The organism is Streptomyces sp. NPDC003016 (assembly GCF_053591455.1).
This window is the reverse complement of sequence record NZ_JBSFTV010000017.1, coordinates 1-16,195: the sequence shown is the minus strand read 5'-3', so window position 1 is coordinate 16,195 and position 16,195 is coordinate 1. Positions and strand designations below refer to the sequence as shown.

General features: G+C 70.8%; 13 protein-coding genes, 1 tRNA gene and 1 pseudogene. 11 read left to right on the top strand and 4 right to left on the bottom strand.

The features are described from left to right. Nucleotides 1-227 precede the first annotated feature (227 nt). Genes ACWDZ4_RS16550 through ACWDZ4_RS16540 form a run of 3 tightly spaced genes read left to right on the top strand, consistent with a single transcriptional unit; the run spans nt 228 to nt 3,777 of the window. Nucleotides 228-1,535 carry an aspartate aminotransferase family protein gene (locus tag ACWDZ4_RS16550; RefSeq protein WP_451509104.1) on the top strand — a complete coding sequence of 436 codons (1,308 nt, stop codon included), beginning with the start codon at nt 228-230 and terminating at the stop codon, nt 1,533-1,535. Continuing rightward, nucleotides 1,532-2,455 (top strand): inositol monophosphatase family protein, encoded by a 924-nt coding sequence (locus ACWDZ4_RS16545; protein ID WP_451509103.1) that lies wholly within the window; start codon nt 1,532-1,534, stop codon nt 2,453-2,455. The genes ACWDZ4_RS16550 and ACWDZ4_RS16545 overlap by 4 nt, the downstream gene beginning before the upstream one ends. Before the next feature lie 35 nt (nt 2,456-2,490). Further along, on the top strand, nt 2,491-3,777 hold the full coding sequence (locus ACWDZ4_RS16540; RefSeq protein WP_451509102.1) for a hypothetical protein: 1,287 nt from the start codon (nt 2,491-2,493) through the stop codon (nt 3,775-3,777). 98 nt (nt 3,778-3,875) lie between these two features. Here the strand turns inward: ACWDZ4_RS16540 and ACWDZ4_RS16535 are convergent, their stop codons facing one another. Then, the gene (locus ACWDZ4_RS16535) at nt 3,876-4,706 is read right to left on the bottom strand and encodes an SDR family oxidoreductase (RefSeq protein WP_451509101.1); all 831 of its coding nucleotides are present in this window, start codon (nt 4,704-4,706) and stop codon (nt 3,876-3,878) included. A gap of 116 nt (nt 4,707-4,822) precedes the next feature. Between ACWDZ4_RS16535 and ACWDZ4_RS16530 the strand changes: the two genes are divergently transcribed. Beyond that, nucleotides 4,823-5,929, top strand: a complete 1,107-nt coding sequence (locus tag ACWDZ4_RS16530) for a zinc-dependent alcohol dehydrogenase (protein WP_451509100.1) — start codon at nt 4,823-4,825, stop codon at nt 5,927-5,929. A 51-nt stretch (nt 5,930-5,980) separates the two neighbouring features. Here the strand turns inward: ACWDZ4_RS16530 and ACWDZ4_RS16525 are convergent, their stop codons facing one another. Then, nucleotides 5,981-7,192, bottom strand: coding sequence for an MFS transporter (locus tag ACWDZ4_RS16525; RefSeq protein WP_451509099.1), 1,212 nt, complete (start codon nt 7,190-7,192; stop codon nt 5,981-5,983). 2,247 nt (nt 7,193-9,439) lie between these two features. On the opposite strand from ACWDZ4_RS16525, the gene ACWDZ4_RS16520 reads away from it, so the two are divergent. The 4 genes and pseudogenes from ACWDZ4_RS16520 to ACWDZ4_RS16505 all read left to right on the top strand — a co-directional run. Next, complete coding sequence (locus ACWDZ4_RS16520) at nt 9,440-10,396, top strand: ArsR/SmtB family transcription factor (protein WP_451509098.1); 957 nt, start codon at nt 9,440-9,442, stop codon at nt 10,394-10,396. 193 nt (nt 10,397-10,589) lie between these two features. Then, a complete protein-coding gene (locus ACWDZ4_RS16515; protein ID WP_451509097.1) occupies nt 10,590-11,036 on the top strand; it encodes a hypothetical protein in 447 nt (148 codons plus the stop codon). Nucleotides 11,037-11,286: 250 nt separating this feature from the next. After that, nucleotides 11,287-11,928, top strand: a complete 642-nt coding sequence (locus ACWDZ4_RS16510) for a hypothetical protein (RefSeq protein WP_451509096.1) — start codon at nt 11,287-11,289, stop codon at nt 11,926-11,928. 239 nt (nt 11,929-12,167) lie between these two features. After that, nucleotides 12,168-12,542 (top strand): annotated as a pseudogene (locus tag ACWDZ4_RS16505) (tyrosine-type recombinase/integrase); the annotation flags it as partial. 98 nt (nt 12,543-12,640) lie between these two features. On the opposite strand, the gene ACWDZ4_RS16500 reads toward ACWDZ4_RS16505, so the two are convergent. Beyond that, nucleotides 12,641-12,714: transfer RNA gene (locus tag ACWDZ4_RS16500), tRNA-Pro, on the bottom strand. 196 nt (nt 12,715-12,910) lie between these two features. Here ACWDZ4_RS16500 and ACWDZ4_RS16495 point away from each other — a divergent pair. Together ACWDZ4_RS16495 and cobF are read left to right on the top strand one after the other, a co-directional pair. Then, entirely contained in the window at nt 12,911-13,438 is a 528-nt protein-coding gene (locus tag ACWDZ4_RS16495) for a DUF309 domain-containing protein (protein WP_451509095.1), read from the top strand. After that, entirely contained in the window at nt 13,435-14,199 is a 765-nt protein-coding gene (cobF, locus tag ACWDZ4_RS16490) for a precorrin-6A synthase (deacetylating) (protein WP_451509094.1), read from the top strand. The genes ACWDZ4_RS16495 and cobF overlap by 4 nt, the downstream gene beginning before the upstream one ends. Here cobF and ACWDZ4_RS16485 read toward each other — a convergent pair. Beyond that, nucleotides 14,168-14,953 carry a cobalt-precorrin-6A reductase gene (locus ACWDZ4_RS16485; RefSeq protein WP_451509093.1) on the bottom strand — a complete coding sequence of 262 codons (786 nt, stop codon included), beginning with the start codon at nt 14,951-14,953 and terminating at the stop codon, nt 14,168-14,170. The two genes, cobF and ACWDZ4_RS16485, sit on opposite strands and share 32 nt — an antisense overlap. 176 nt (nt 14,954-15,129) lie before the next feature. Between ACWDZ4_RS16485 and ACWDZ4_RS16480 the strand changes: the two genes are divergently transcribed. Next, the coding region (locus ACWDZ4_RS16480; RefSeq protein WP_451509092.1) for a sigma-70 family RNA polymerase sigma factor at nt 15,130-16,195 on the top strand (1,066 nt) is incomplete at its 3' end.

Below are 16,195 nucleotides of genomic sequence, written 5' to 3'. Positions count from 1 at the left end.
CGACCGGACGGGGGCGGACGGCCGAGGGGGACGGAGAGCGGTTTCCGCCCAGGCACGACGGACAGCCGGGCCCGTCCGGTCACGCGTGCCGGAACACGTACCGGCGCATGACACGCGTGTCACCGCACCACCCGCACCACCGCGCAGAGACACGGCCGCCCGGCACCACCGTCGTCTGTCGGCGGCCGACGCCCGGGGAGACGGCCGCACACCGAAGGAGACGAACGATGACCCTGTTACCGGCAGAAGGCCCATCGGCTCCCGAGAGCACGGGGGGCGACGACGCGCTGAACCACTACTACTACGCTCCCGACAGGTTGCGCGTCGTCCGCGGCGAGGGGATCTACCTCTACGACACGGACGGCCGGCGCTACCTGGACTGCTCCTCGGGGACGTTCAACCTGACTCTGGGTTACTCGCACCCCGAGATCGTGGAGACGATCCGTTCCCAGGCGGCCGACCTCATCCACGTCACCTCGAAGTTCCAGTCCGGTCCGGTGAACGCCCTGGTGGGCCGACTGGCCGACATCGCCCCGGCCGGACTCACCCGCGTCCACCTGAAGTCGGCCAGCGGCTCGGACGCCAACGAGAGCGCCATCAAGATCGCCCAGCACCACACCGGCAATCCGGACATCATCACGCTCTTCCGCGGCCATCTCGGCCAGACCATGGGCATGATCAACGCGTCCGGAGCCGCCTTCCGCCGCGCCCCCTTCCCCGTCCAGCTTCCCGGGGTGGTGCACGTCCCGGACCCGTACTGCCTGCGCTGCTTCTACCGGCAGGAGCGCGCCACCTGCGGACTGCTGTGCGTGGAGCGCATCAACGACTTCATCGACTACGCCAGTTCCGGACGGGTGGCGGCCGTCGTGCTGGAGCCCGTCTCGGGCAACGGCGGCAACATCGTGCCCCCCGACGGCTACCTCCAGGCGCTGCGCGCCCTGTGCGACGAACGCGGCATCCTGCTGATCTTCGACGAGATCCAGACCGGCTTCGGCCGCACCGGCCACATGTTCGCCTCCGACACCTTCGGCGTCAGCCCTCACCTGCTGACCTTCGGCAAGGGGCTGGGAGGCTCGGGCATGCCGATCGCCGGCATCCTCACCGAGGAGCGGCTCACCGGCCTGGCCGGACACCACATCAACGCCACCTTCGGCGGCAACGTCCTCTCGGCCGCCGCCGCGGTGAAGACGATCGAGATCATCAGCAGGCCGGGGTTCCTGGAGAACGTCCGTACGGTCGGCGCGCACGTCACGGAACGGCTGCACGCGATCGCGGCCAAGGTCCCCTTCATGGGCGACATCCGCGGCGTCGGCCTGATGATCGGCATGGAAATCGTCGACGCCGAGGGGCGGCCGGACCCCCGCCTCACCAACCACATCGCCGAACTCGGCCTGCACCACGGCCTGTTGCTGCGCACCTCGCTGTACGGCTTCGGCAACGTGCTCAAGATCCGCCCGGCCCTGGTCATGACGCTCGCGGAGGCTGACGAGATGTGCGACCTGCTGGAACGCCTCTTCCTGGACGTGGCTTCATGAGGGCGCTGGTCCAGGGCCTCGCCGAGCGCATCTGGCAGGTCGTCCACGACGCCCGCGGCGCGGCCCGGGGCACCGTGGTCGGCCGCTACGTGGACGGCACCACACTGGGCGGCGACGCGGAGTTCCCCGTCGACGTCCTCGCCGAGCGCGCCGCCTGGGACTACGTGTGCGAAAGCGGGCAGAGCGTCGCCGTCTACACCGAGAGCGAAGGGCTGCGGGTCATCGGCGACGATCCGCGCTACGTCCTGGTGGTCGACCCCGTCGACGGCACCCGGGGAGCCGCCGCCGACCTGGAGATGGCGTGCGTCTCGATCGCCGCGGCACGCTTCACGGCCGCGCCCACCATCGGTGACATCGAGTACGCCGTCCTGAAGGAGATCAAGACCGGGCACTGGTTGTACGCCGACGCCTACGGTGACGGCATCGAGAGCGGTGGCTACGAGGGCCCGCCGCTGCCCAGGCTCGGCTCCACCGAGGATCCCGAGCGGATGTTCTGGTCGCTGGAGTTCAACGGGCACCCGGCCCGGCTGATGACCGACGCGTACGGGCACCTGATCGACTCCTCCGCCAACCGCGGTGGCGTGTACGTCTTCAACAGCGCCTCCTTCTCGATCTCCCGGATCATCACCGGGCAGATGGACGCCTACGTCGACATCGGCAACCGGTTGCTGCGCGACCGCCCGGAGACCGAGGCCGACTTCCGCCGGGTCGGACACGGCAGCATCCTCCACCTCTTCCCCTACGACATCGCGGCCGGCGTCTACCTCGCCGAGCGGGCCGGGGTCACCATCACCGACGCCTACGGGAAATCACTGCACGACACCCTGCTCCTGGAGATCGGGCCGGAGAACCAGCGTTCCTGCATCGCCGCCTGCACGTCCGCGTTGCACCACGCCCTGCTCTCGGAGATCCGCTGGTGACCGGCGCCTCCACGGACGAGAGGGAGCCACCTCCCATGGACGACCCGGTCGGCGCCACCGAACGCGACGCCCTGCGGGCCGCCGCCCGGCGCCTCGGTCTGGAGGTCGGCGCGGAGATCCTGGACGGCGGCTCCCCCGCCCGGGTCCACCGAGCCCGCACGGCCGACGGCCGGGACGTCGTCGTCAAGGTCCTGACCGCCGGGGCCGGGGCCGTCGACGGACACGACCTGGGATCCTTCCGCGGCAAACTCCTCCAGCTCCAGCACATACGGCACCGGGCTCCCCGCCTCGGCAGCCGCTACCTGCCCGTCCTGCACAGCGTGGAGGGCGGGAACTGGGCCGCCTGCACCACGCCGTACTTCCCCTCCCAGGACCTCGCCGCCTGCCTGCGGCAGGGCGCGGGCCACGAGGAGCTGTTCCTCTCACGGCACGACACCGTCGCCACCGAACTCTTCCTGCACGGCTACGGGGCCGGGGGCGGCGGTGGTGGCGGCGGCGGCGGCCGGCCGGCGTCGCCCGGGAAGCACCTGGCAGACGTGCACATCGGCAGGTTCCTGCGCCGTCTGCCGGTACTGGAGCGGTATCTGCCGGAGATCGCGGGCCTGGAGGAACTGGTGGTCAACGGTTCTCCCTGCCGGGCTCCCGGTCCGTTGCTGCGCGACCTGCTGCGGACCGGCGGCGACACGCTGGAGCGACTGGGGCCGCACCGCCTCGGCCTTCCGGCCCACGGCGACGCCAACGTCCGCAACGTGCTGATCGCGGACGGACCGACCGGGACGGAAGACAGCACCGGGCGGGCGGATTTCCGCCTCATCGACCCACGGGGCTCGACCGACCCCTGGGACCCCGTGTACGACCTGGCCAAGACCTTGTTCAGCCTCACCGTATGGGACCCCATGCTCCGCCTGGGAATCGACGTCCGCCGTTCACCGGCCGGCGGCTCCGGCCGGAGCGGACAGTACAGCGTGCGCTTCCGTCACCCCGTCTACCCGGGCTACCGCACGGCGGCCCACCGCTTCGTGCCCCACGTCGAGGCGGGGGAACTGCCCGACGCGCTCTTCGCGGACGACCGGGACTGGCGGGAACGGCTCCTGCTCACCCACGATCTGCACGTCCTGGCCGAGGCACCCTGCCGGCTGTCGGACCGCAAGCCGAAGCCGGACGTGGACGGCAGGCACTCGCCGCCGGAGGAACTCGCCCTCGGCCACTACCTGCTGGGAACACTGCTGCTGAACGACCTGCTGGGGCAGCTGGCCAAGGAGGGGACGGTGGACGTCCACCGGCATCTGGCGCTGGCGACAGGGGGCCCGTACGCCCCGTGACGGAACACGGGACGAACGGGCCCGGACCACCGGCCCGCACGGCCGGCCCGGACCCACGACAGGTCCGGGCCGGCCGTGCCCCCGGTCCTCGGTGTCCGTCAGCGCCTGCCGTCACGGCGCATCCCGGCCAGGGCGGTGTCCAGGTCCGGGGCGAGCAGGCCGTGGTGAAGGCTGCGCAGCACCAGCCGCTGCGGGCGGTGGGGAACCGGTGGCACGTCAGCGCGCTCGACGGGAACCACGCGGGTGGGGAGTTCCAGCTCTTCCTGGATACGCGACATCAGGGCGAACCGGGTCACCACCTCGGCGCCGCCGTAGTGCACCACCCCGGTGGCGTCCCACAGGTGTTCCAGCGCCGACGCCAAGCCGGCCAGAGGCACCGGAGCGCATACGACATCGACCCGGGCGGATACGACCGGCGTTTCGAAGCGGGCCATGAACCGGTCCGAGAAAGGACTGTGGCCGTACACCAGGGGAATCCGTACGACGAGGTGCCCTCCGCCGGCCGAAAGCAGGACGTCCTCGGCGGCGCGCTTGGTCCGTCCGTAGGTGTTCAGCGGCGAGCGCGGGTCCGGTTCGACGTACACGCTCCGGGTGCCGTCGAAGACATTGTCGCTGGACAGCAGAAGGATCTTGGTACGCGTGCCCCGGACCGCGGCCAGCAGCACCTCGACGGAACGTACGTTCAGCGCGTGGGCGAGTACGGGATCGGCCTCCGCCGCGTCGAGGTCGACCAGGCCGGCCGCGTGCACCACCAGGTCGAAGCCCTGCCCCGCCAGTTCCCGCAGTCCGCGCTCGTCGCGGAGGTCCAGGGGAACCAGTCCGGGGACGCGACGGGCGGCGCGTGTCCCCACCACCTCGTGACGCGACGACAGGTCACGGTACAGCCCGCCTCCGACGTAACCGGAGGCTCCGAGCAGCAACACCCTCATCCGCAGATCGTCCCTCTCCGCTCCGCCACGTCCCGTTCGACCGTTCCCGACCATCCCGGCAGGCGGCCGGCCCGGCAGGGCCGAAGCCGCGTCAGCCGTCGAAGGAGTGTGAGCTCATGGACAGCACGAGCAGCATGCCCGCCCTGGTGATCGGCGACACGCGCGCCGGGGTCGGCGGGAGTGCGCCGTCACTCGCCGTCCGGCCCGTTCCCCCCCTGTCGACGGCCGACGACGTCCTGGTACGGGTGGCGGCCACGGGAATCTGCGGAACGGACCGGGCCATCGCGCTCGGCGAGTTCCCGGCGCGCCCCGGGGTGATCCTCGGCCACGAGGCGGCCGGCGAGGTGGCCGCCACCGGCGCGGCGGTGCGCTCGGTACGGCCGGGCGACCGCGTCGTCGTCAACCCCACGTTCTTCTGCGGGCGGTGCGGTCCGTGCCGCCGGAACATGGCCGCGCACTGCGAGGCCAAGGAAGGCCGGGAGATCGGGGTGGACCGTGACGGCACCATGGCGGACTACGTCGTGCTCCCCGAGCGCTTCACGCATCCGCTGCCCCCCTCCGTGTCCTACCGGCGGGCGGCCCTGGTCGAACCGCTGGCCTGTGTCCTCAACAACCTGACCGCCGCCGCTCCGCGCTGGGACGACCGGGTGCTGGTGATCGGCGCAGGCCCGATCGGCGCGCTGTGCGCACTGGTGCTGGCCAGACGTGGAGTACGCGTCGGCGTGGTGGAGCGGGACCCGGAACGGATCTCTCTCGCCCGCGGACTGCTGCCTTCCACGGTGGGCGTGCTGCCGGTGGGGACGGAGGGCCTGATGGCCGTGAAGGAGGTCCTGTGCCCCCGCCCGGACGTGATCGTCGACACGACGGGCCTCCTGCTCGAGGAGGCACTCGCCGTGATCGCCACGGGTGGGAGGGTGGTCGTGATGGGCGAGCGGGAACCGGCCGCCGCGCGCGTTCGCCTTCGCCCGCTGGTCACCCGGGGGATACGAGTGGTGGGCGCCGGCCCGTACCCTCCCCACCTGTTCGAGGCGGCGCTCGATCTGGCATCGGACATCCCCTTGGAAACCCTGGTGACGCACGTGCTTCCGCTGGATCGCTCCGCGCAGGCGTTCTCCCTGCTCGGGGTCCCGTCGGCGAACACCGGTACCGCGATCGGCGGATACGCGGCGATGAAGGTCCTCCTGGCCTCCGACTCCGAGGCCATGGCCGGCTCCGGCGGATGATCCGGACACGACCGCCGGATACGTACCCGGGCCGGCCCGGTCAGCGGACGGTCATCGGACGGTCCCGGGCGAACCGGTGCCGCGGTCCTCGGCGGGAGCCTCGCGCCCGGGCCGCAGTACACGGGCCGTGAAGGCGGCCACCACGCAGAACACCACGGGCAGGAGGAAGGTGAGGTTCAGCGGGGCGAAGTGGGTCAGCGATCCGACGACGGCGGGCCCCGCGAGCATGCCCAGGTAGCCGAGCCCGGCGACGCGGGAGACGTTGGTACCGGCGGCACTCGGGTCGGCGTGGCCGGCCGCGCTGAAGAGCTGGGGGACACAGCCGGACAGACCGGCCCCGAACACGGTCCAGCCGGTCAGTGCCAGAGGGATCCAGGGGGACAGCGCGGCCGCCGTCAGGCCGAAGGCGGCCACGGAGGCACCACAGCGGAGGACGGCCACCGGGCCGAAACGGGCGGCGATCCGGTCGGTCAGCAGCCGGCCGGCGGTCATGGCGGTGGAGAAACCCCCGTATGCGGCCGCGGCGGTGGCGGCGGGTGCGTCCAGGACGTCCTGCAGGTGCAGCACACTCCAGTCGTAGGCGACACCTTCGCAGAGCATCAGCATCCACGCGAGGACGGCCAGGGCCCAGATGCGCCGGGGAGTCCTGCGCCGGGACTTCCCAGCCGTAGCGGGAGCGGGGCTTGTTCGTTCGCCGGGGGCGCTGTCGGGCCGCAGCAGCGCGGGCGCCGCGAGAACCGAAACGGCGAGGCCGAGAAGTGCCACCGCACCGAGTGTCGTCGCCGGGCCCCAGCCCCAGGTGAGCGTGCGGGCGCCGGCCAGAGCGGCCAGGACGCCGCCGATGGAGAAGGTGGCGTGGAAGGCGGACATGACGGGCCGCCCGTAGCCGCGCTCCACCTGAACGGCATGGGTGTTCATGCTCACGTCCAGGCAGCCGTTGCCGAAGCCGAGCGCCAGCAGAGCCGCGCCCAGTGTCCAGGCGTCCGTGGCCAGACCGGGCAGGACCACGGCAGCGGCGCACAGAGCGCCGCCGACCGGTACGACGGTGCGGGCGCCCCAGCGGTCGGTGAGCGGACCGGCGATCTGCATACCGACGAAGGCTCCCCCACCCAGCAGCAGCAGGAGCCAGCCGAGCACGGCATGACTGATCCCCACCTGTTGCTCGAGGGCGGGGATGTGGACGACCCACGTGCCCAGGACGAAGCCGTTCAGCGCGAAATAGGCAAAGGTGGCCAGCCTGCCCGCTCTCAGCGATCTCTCCACACCGGAAACATAGCGAGCGCGGGCTCACCATGCGGACGGGTCGAACCTACGGGCTGTTCTCTCGCGGTATCCGGAACACGGCCGCATGCCGTACGGCAGAGCCTGGCGCCTGGCACGGGTCACCCTCATCCCGACGGACTGGTCTACCGTCTTCACGGCCACGGTCGAAAACCCTCGCCGCAGGCCGTCTCTGAGCAGTATTCACCTGGCCGGAAAGGACGGCAGCCGACTCGTTGGTGCCGTGATGCCCGAGCCGCTCGCTGTCTGCGCCCCGGCTGACGACGCCTGGAAAGCCCCGGTGGCGACGCCGGACGTCACCGGGCGTGGACGGCCCGGAATCTCCACGGCCATGACCAACTGGCCCTGCCTGATGGCCTGTTCGCTGTCCGGGGTGGTGCCGGGCCGCAACAGGAAGTCGGCGACCGGGCCGGCAGCGCCGCGCCGTGTCCGAGACCGTCCTGCGCCTGGACCGAGTCCACCAGCGCGATTGCTCGCCGAGCACACCTCGACCGTCCGCCCGGACATCGTTTGGCGTGGAAGCCGCCCATGAACGGGGTGCGGGAGGCACCCGGGAGCTGTTCCCCCGCACCCGTGACCGGGCCGGTCAGATCTGAGTGAGCAGTGCGCTCGTGCCCGCGCTCCTCTCGTACGAGCTGCTGGACACGCTGCCCGGGGCGGGTGGCCACCACGGGCGCGGGGATCGCCTTCAACGGCGAGCTGAGCGCCGCCTACAGCCCTGGGGCGTACCGCTGAGGGTTGTCCCGTGACGTGCCGGAGCCACCAGGTGGCCCAGTCGCCCGGGTCAGCACCGAGGCCGTCCGGACAGAGAGTCCGGAGCGCCGCGTACGGGACCGGGAGCAGGGTGGCCGAGCCCAGCCAGGACCGCAGGCGGCGACCGTGTGCGAGCGGCAGTGCAGTGGTGGCCATCACCACCAGGGCCAGGACGAAGGCGTCGGTCAACCCCGGGGCCACCATCATCGGGAAGGCGTGGTCGAGCGTGTGGTAATCGCAGTGCGCCGCCCCTGCGATATCGGCGGAACTGCGGCAGTCCATCGGCAGGTACGCGGTGAGCAGCCACTGGGCGCAGTACAGCGGGGCGAGCGCGGGTACGCCGAGCAGCAGGTCGACCAGGACGGGCCCCACAGCGACCGCCGCGGCCGCCGCCCCTCGTCTACCGCCGCCTCGCCGGGCTCCTGCACGGCGCGGTCCGTCGGCATACTCCTGCCGCTCCGTTCTGTGCCCAGGCCGATGGTGGTCATCAGGCATCTCGCGCGGAGCCGCTCACCGGATGTCAAGCAGCACGACGTCGAGCGTGGCTCCGCGTACGACGCCCCACGGATACGTCGTCACGAGCCCGAAACACGAGCCCGAAGTACGCGAAGGGTCTCGAAGCGGAACACGTCGTCGGCCGGGGCCTACCGCCCAGCGGTACCCGCCCCCGACGTGCATAAGATCACCGCCGTCGGCGCCGCCCTCTCCGCACATCCCGGCGTGGTGCGCGCCCCGCGCTCCCTGTCGGGCTCGATCGTGGTCACCCACTGACGCGGTCAAGCGAGTTGGTCCCCAACGGGCTCCCGAAAACGATCGAGGGCCGGTTTCAGATTCCTCTGAAACCGGCCCTGGCCTGCGACTCTTTCGAGTCGGGACGACAGGATTTGAACCTGCGACCCCTTGCCCCCCAGGAGTGAAGGTCAAGGATTTTTTCCGGACATAGCAGACCTAATCCGGGCGCAGGCTGTGCACCAGAGAGTCCATCGTGCACCGCCGCGCACACTGTGTGGTCCCCAAGTGGTCCCCAGACCCGTTGCGCCGGCAACCAGGCTCCTGCCTGAACCCGTCCGGCCCACAATCGTGCGTGCGCGGCTGGCAGCTCGTCAGCCCTCTCCACCCAGGAGCCGAAGGCGAGGTCTTGCGCTTGGCATCGGTGAAGCGGGCCCGTCGGTTACAGGCGCCGGGAGGTCTCCAGCATGCGTGCCACACGGTCAGGCCCGGCGACGAAGCCGCCGAAGAAAACCGAGATGCCAGCGATGATCCGAGTCATGCCGGGGCAGACCCGATCCGTCGCACGAACCGGTTTACGGGCACGCGTGCGCGGTCAGCAAGCGGGCGCGGCCTACGCCTGAATGCCGGATCGGGCGCGGCGGGTTGGGGCATGCTGGGGGTGCGCTCACGCGCTTCACTTCGGTGGCAGGGGGCCGGTCGGTGTTACGCATTCACTTCACGACGGAAGACCTTGCCCGGACACGGGTGGCCGCAACGATCGGTGTCGCAGCGGAGGTCTACTACAGCCTGGAGCTGCTGAGGGAGAACCGGGAGCTTCCTCACTTCCGCTCGTGGCGGTCAGCGGTCGCGGGCCGGATGGGAGCCGACACGCGCCCCCTGACGTCCCTGGTTCCGGTGCGCGGTCCCGGGCTTGACCTGCTGGCCCTGATGGGTGATGTGCCCTCTCTGGACCACGCCTTGGACAACCTGCTGCACGCCCCGGTGTCCCGGCTGCGACGCGAGTTCGAGGGTCTCGACTTCCACCCCGGACACCTGCCGTGGGCCAGACAGGTGTCCGAGGGCGACCGCGACGCGCGGCGGGAGCTCGCCGAAGCCGTGCGCGCCTGCCATCGGCTGACCGTGGAGCCCTACTGGCATCGAGGGCGGACAGAACTGGTCGCGCTGACCACCCGTTGCGCGAACCTGGTGCTGGAGGGAGGCATCGATCTGCTGCTGCGTTCGATCTGCGCGCCACTGGTCCGCTGGCGTCCGCCGGTGCTCGAAGCTCCCTACCCGCGCCGAGTCGAGGTGCGCCTCCAGGGAAGGGGACTGATCATCACGCCCACGATCTTCTCGAAGCACCCGGTGAGCTTTCTGTGGGACCCGCTCGATACCGCCCAACCACCCCGACTGACCGTGCCGGCTCTCCGACAGCCGCTGGCCGGTACCGGACCGGCGGAAGCGGACGGCTCCGCTGTGCGGAACCTGGAGTCTCTGCTCGGCCGCACGCGAGCTGCCGCCCTGCATGTGACAGCGGAAGGCTGCACGACGAGCGAACTGGCCCGCCGCCTCAACGTCACGGCAGCCGCGGCCAGTCAGCACGCGACCGTGCTGCGGAACACGGACCTCATCACCACCAGCCGCCGAGGCGGGTCCGTGCTGCACCTCATCACCCCCCTCGGGCTGGCCCTGCTGCGCACCGGTGTTCTGACGGAACCGTGAGGCCCGAGGGCGCCGCGGCGTCAGACCGGTGAGTTCAGCGCCGCCCTGCGCGAGTGCTACCGGGCACTCGTGCCCAGGTGCACGAGGCGCCGCACCTGCCCCCCCTTAAGCCGTGACTTAAGAGGTAGGCCGCAGGTGGCCGGCCGGCCCAGGATGTGAAGCCGCAACCGGCTCATCCCATCCTGGAGATCGCATGAAGACTCATCTCGCCGCCGCCCTCGGTTCCGTCGTGCTGACCGCGGGCACCCTGCTGGGCGCTCCCGCCGCCGGCGCGCAGACCGCGACCGCGACCGCCTATCCCACCAGCGACTTCAACATCAGTTTCGGTGCCACCTGGACCAGGGGAACCGTCACTTGGTACAACCGGTCGGTCCGAGTCGTCGGGCAGCACAGGTCCGCGGTGTCGGACAGTGCGGTCACGTGCCGGACCACGTGGGCTTACACCCTCCAAGGGAACCGTGCCGTGATCGGCCAGGGCGGCGGCTACCCGATCGCCTGCGGCACCATCGCGTCCCACGACTTCGTCGTTCCCGCGGACCAGCCCGGCGGTGCCGCGTACGTCAGGGTCTGTCTCGATGACGGGAACCTCAAGGACCTCGCGTGCCAGCTCATCGCCAGGCCGCTTCAGCCCGCGAGCTGAGGCCGGCCGGCACCCCCGGTGCCGGCTGCTCGGGACCGTACCTGGTGGGTGCCGGCGCGGCCGTCGCCTCGATCAGGTGAGTCCGCGAACCGCAGGTACCTCCCCCCTTGTCCAGCAGGTCACAGCGCTGCCATCGTGCCATCACCCCGACGTCGCGGAGAACTCCGAAGAGAACCCGAAACGGAGCTCCGAACAGAAGCCGAGATGGGACCAGGGCCGCGACCAGGCCGACGGCGAGGAGGACCAGGCCGTGCGGGGCCTGCCCGGTGACACAGGCGACTCCGGACAGGTCCCCGCCCTGGTCGACACCCTTGCCGACATCTGGGCCGACGCCCACCCCGAACTCATCGATACCCTCAACGCCGCCACCGACGGGCTCTCGGTTCCCGCCCTGCGCCGCCAGATCACCGGACACCCCACGTACGAAGGCTTCATCCTGGTCTGCGCCTACGCGGCGGGACGAACCGGCTCATCCCATCCTGGAGATCGCATGAGGACTCATCTCGCCGCCACCCTCGGTTCCGTCGTGCTGACCGCGGGCACCTTGCTGGGCGCTCCCGCCGCCGGCGCGCAGACCGCCGCCTACCCGATCACCCCTTTCGACGTTGCACTCGGTGCCAGCTACGTCCGCGGCACCCTGACTTGGTACGACCGGTCGGTCGGGGCCGATGGAACACTCCGGGCCGTCGGCTGCAACAGGGCGTGGTTCGGCGCGTACGGTGCCTCTGGCAACGAGCTCGGCTCCTGGAACACCGGCATTAAATGCGACGTGACGTACCGGTTCCGTATCGGCATCCCTGCGGATGCGCCCGGCGGGGCCGCGTACGTCAGGGTCTGTATGGACGACGCGAGCACGAATCCACCCAAGTGCGTGCGGTACAACCGGCCCTGACCCGTCCGACCGGCCGGAAAGTGGCGTTGTCACACCAGCTCCGGGGCGGAACAACACCCGACGCCCCGGAAGCTCGTCTCGCCGCCCCACGAGGCAGCGATTCCTGCCATCGACGGCCAGGACCCCAAAGCCCAGCACGGAGTTCCGCTTCGCCAGGTCGCACACTCGAGGCGAGCCGGACGCAACAACCTGCCAGGTGACCGACCGCTGCCGGTCCGGTCATGAGCCTATGCGCCAGCCGCCCGCTCGTAGCCCAGCGCGTCCTGGCCGCCGGCCCCGATCCGGATGCCCGCATGTTCACCGGACCCCGGGGCGGCCGTATCTCCACCACGGTCCTGCGTGACGCCACCCACTGGGACAACGTCATCACCAAGCTCGGGTACGAGCACCTGCGCCGCCATGACCTGAGGCACACGGGACTCACCTGGTTCGCCGATGCCGGGGTCCAGGTGCACGTCCTGCGTAAGATCGCCGGGCACGGCTCGCTGACCACCACCCAGAGGTATCCGCCCCCCGACGTGCACAAGATCACCGCCGTCGGCGCCCTTTCGGCACACCTCAGCGTGGTGCGCGCCCCGCGCTCCCTGTCGGGCTCGATCGTGGTCACCCACTGACGCGGTCAAGCGAGTTGGTCCCCAACGGGCTCCCGAAAACGATCGAGGGCCGGTTTCAGATTCCTCTGAAACCGGCCCTGACCTGCGACTCTTTCGAGTCGGGACGACAGGATTTGAACCTGCGACCCCTTGACCCCCAGTCAAGTGCGCTACCAAGCTGCGCCACGTCCCGTTGCCCGTCTGACCTGGGGTTTTCCCCTGGCTGAGCGTGCAACAGAACAATACCGCACTCCGTGAGCGGTCCCGAATCCGCTGCCCGTCGCGGCGGCCCCGGGTCTCCAACGCCTCTCCAGCGCGTTCGAGTTCGCGGCGACCCCGGGCCCGTCCGCACGCAGCGCTCCAAAACCGGAGCGGGTGACAATGGGTGGATGGACGACACGGAGCAGAGCAGGAGGGACCGCGACCCCGAGGGACGGGCGCGCAACGCGCGGCCGCGCGACGGACTCGGGCGACCGCTGCCGTACGGGGCACCGGGCGTGGCCAGACAGCCCGAGGGCGTGGTGCGCACCGGGGACGAGACGGTGTGCGAGGCGCAGCGGCTGCTCGACGCCGGAATGCCGTTCCACGCCCACGAGGTCTTCGAGGACGCCTGGAAGTCGGGTCCCGAAGCGGAACGCGCGCTGTGGCGCGGCCTCGCCCAGCTCGCCGTCGGTCTCACCCACGCCGCCCGGGGCAACAGCAACGGCGGTGCGACGCTGCTGCGGCGCGGGGCCGCCGGAATCGCCGCGTACGGCGACGCACGCCCCTACGGGCTCGGCATCCGCGAGCTCACCGCCTGGGCCGAGGCGCTGGCGGGCCGTGTCGAGCGGGAAGCGGAACCCGTACCGGCCGCTGGGACCGCTCCGCGCCTGCGCGGGCGACCGGACGGACCCGATGCGGCAGACTCCGTGCGGTGAGAAAGATCTATGTCATAGGAATCGGCGCGGGCGACCCGGACCATCTGACGATCCAGGCCGTCAAAGCGCTCAACGCGGTGGACGTCTTCTTCCTCCTCGACAAGGGCGAGGAGAAGTCGGACCTGATCCGGCTGCGGCACGACATCCTCGACGCACACATCGCGGCGGGCCGGAAGTACCGGCTGGTCGAGGGGCGCGACCCGGACCGTGACCGCCGGGCCGGCGGCGCCGACTACTCCCCCGCGGTCGGCGACTGGCGCAGCCGCCGGGCCGACATCTTCGAGCGGATGATCACCGAGGAGCTGGCGGACGAGCAGACCGGCGCGTTCCTGGTGTGGGGCGACCCGGCGCTGTACGACAGCACGCTCGGCATCCTGGAGGAGATCCTGGAGCGGGGGACGGTGATCTTCGACCATGAGGTCGTGCCCGGCGTCAGCAGCGTGTCAGCGCTGGTCGCCCGCCACCGCACCGGGCTGAACCGGGTCGCGAAGCCGGTCCAGATCACGACGGGCCGACGGCTCGCGGAGGGCTGGCCCGAAAGCGCGGACGACGTGGTGGTGATGCTCGACGCGCACCAGGTGTTCCAGCGCTACGCCGAGGACGACCCGTACATCTACTGGGGCGCCTACGTCGGGACCGCGGACGAGATCCTCGTCTCCGGCCGGCTCTCGGAGGTCTCGGACCGGATCCTCGCGCTGCGCGCCGAGGCCCGCGCCCGCAAGGGCTGGATCATGGACACGTATCTGCTGCGCCGCGACTGAGGCACCCCAGCCGCTCCAGCTCCGCCACCGCCCCGGCCACGTCGGGGACGGTGCGCACCCCCGGCGGCGGGAGCGGGCGGCGTACGACGACGACCGGCAAACCCAGCTCGCGGGCCGCGGTGAGCTTCGCGGCGGTGGCGGGCCCGCCGCTGTCCTTGGTGACGAGGACGTCGGCGGCGTACGTCCGGAGCAGCTCCCGCTCGCCCTCGGCGGTGTACGGGCCGCGGTCGAGCAGGAGCCGCGTGTGGCGCGGCAGCGGCGGCTCCGGAGGCTCTACGGAGCGTACGAGGAAGTGGAGCGCGTCCAGGCCCGCGAAGGCGGCCAGGCCGAGCCTGCCGGTGGTGAGGAACACCCGGCGGCCGAGCGCCGGCAGCCGCGCCGCCGCGTCCTCCAAGCTGTCGGCCGGGTGCCAGCGGTCACCGGGCCCCGGCTGCCAGCCCGGACGGCGCAGCGCGACCAGCGGGACGCCTGCGGCGGTCGCCGCCGCGGCCGCGTTCGCGCTGATCACGGCGGCGAAGGGGTGCGTGGCGTCGATCACTGCGGCGACCCGGTGCTCGCCCAGCCAGGCCGCCATCGGCCCCGGACCGCCGAAGCCCCCGACGCGAATCTCACCATCAGGCATCCTTGGTTGTGTCACCCGTCCTGCAAGCGAGGTCGTCACCCGCAGGAGGGGGCACGGGGCCAGTGTCCGCGCGAGCTGCCTGGCTTCCGTCGTACCGCCGAGTATCAGTACATGGCCGGTGCCGGTGATCATGGCATCACGCTACCGGAGCAGTCCCGACGGGGGTGTTTCAGGAAAGTGGTTCAGGTCACTCTATTCAAGGCGTAACGAAATGGCGCGAGCGTGCGATGAACCCACAGGTGTCGTCGCGCTGCCCATTACGTCATGCGACCTCGCCTCGTCATCATTTTTGCTACGAGAGGCTCCTCGTGTCGGTCAGTCCGTCCCGCCCGTTCCCACAGGAGATTGCGGAATCCCCTTCCCTGGTCGCGCTCATCGAGCGCGGCAAGGAGCAGGGTCACATCAACGGCGACGACGTACGCCACGCCTTCGAGGCGGACAGCATCCCCGCGGACCAGCTGAAGCGGGTGCTGCGCAGCCTCAACCAGGTCCTCGACGAAGAGGGCGTGACGCTGATGGTGACGGCGCCCAAGGCTCCGGCCAAGGCGCCCGCCAAGCGTGCGCGCAAGACCGTCGCGAGGGACGAGGAGAAGCGTCCGGTCAAGAGGGCCGCCGTCAAGAAAACCGTCAAGAAGACCGCTTCGGCGGCCTCGCCGGCGGCTCCCGCGTCAATATCTGTAATGGGCTCCGCCGGCGAAGAGGCCTCCGCGGCCCCGGCGAAGCGTGCCGCCAAGAAGACGAGCGCGAAGAAGACCGCGGCCAAGAAGGCCGCGGCCTCCCCCGAGGAGCCGCAGGCCGACGCCTGGGCCGAGGACGCGGGTGTCGCTGACGACGCGGACGAGAAGCCCACGAAGCAGCCTCAGCAGGGTGACGGTTACGTCCTGTCCGACGAGGACGAGGACGACGCGCCCGCGCAGCAGGTCATGGTCGCCGGCGCCACCGCCGACCCGGTCAAGGACTACCTGAAGCTGATCGGCAAGGTGCCGCTGCTCAACGCCGAGCAGGAGGTGGAGCTCGCCAAGCGCATCGAGGCGGGTCTCTTCTCCGAGCACAAGCTGGAGGAGGAGGACGAGCAGGACCCGGTCTTCCGCCGTGAGCTGGAGATCCTCGTCGAGGACGGCCGCCGCGCCAAGAACCACCTGCTGGAGGCCAACCTCCGCCTCGTGGTCTCGCTGGCCAAGCGCTACACCGGCCGCGGCATGCTCTTCCTGGACCTCATCCAGGAAGGCAACGTCGGTCTGATCCGCGCGGTGGAGAAGTTCGACTACACCAAGGGCTTCAAGTTCTCGACGTACGCCACCTGGTGGATCCGGCAGGCGATCACCCGCGCGATGGCCGACCAGGCCCGCACCATCCGCATCCCGGTGCACATGG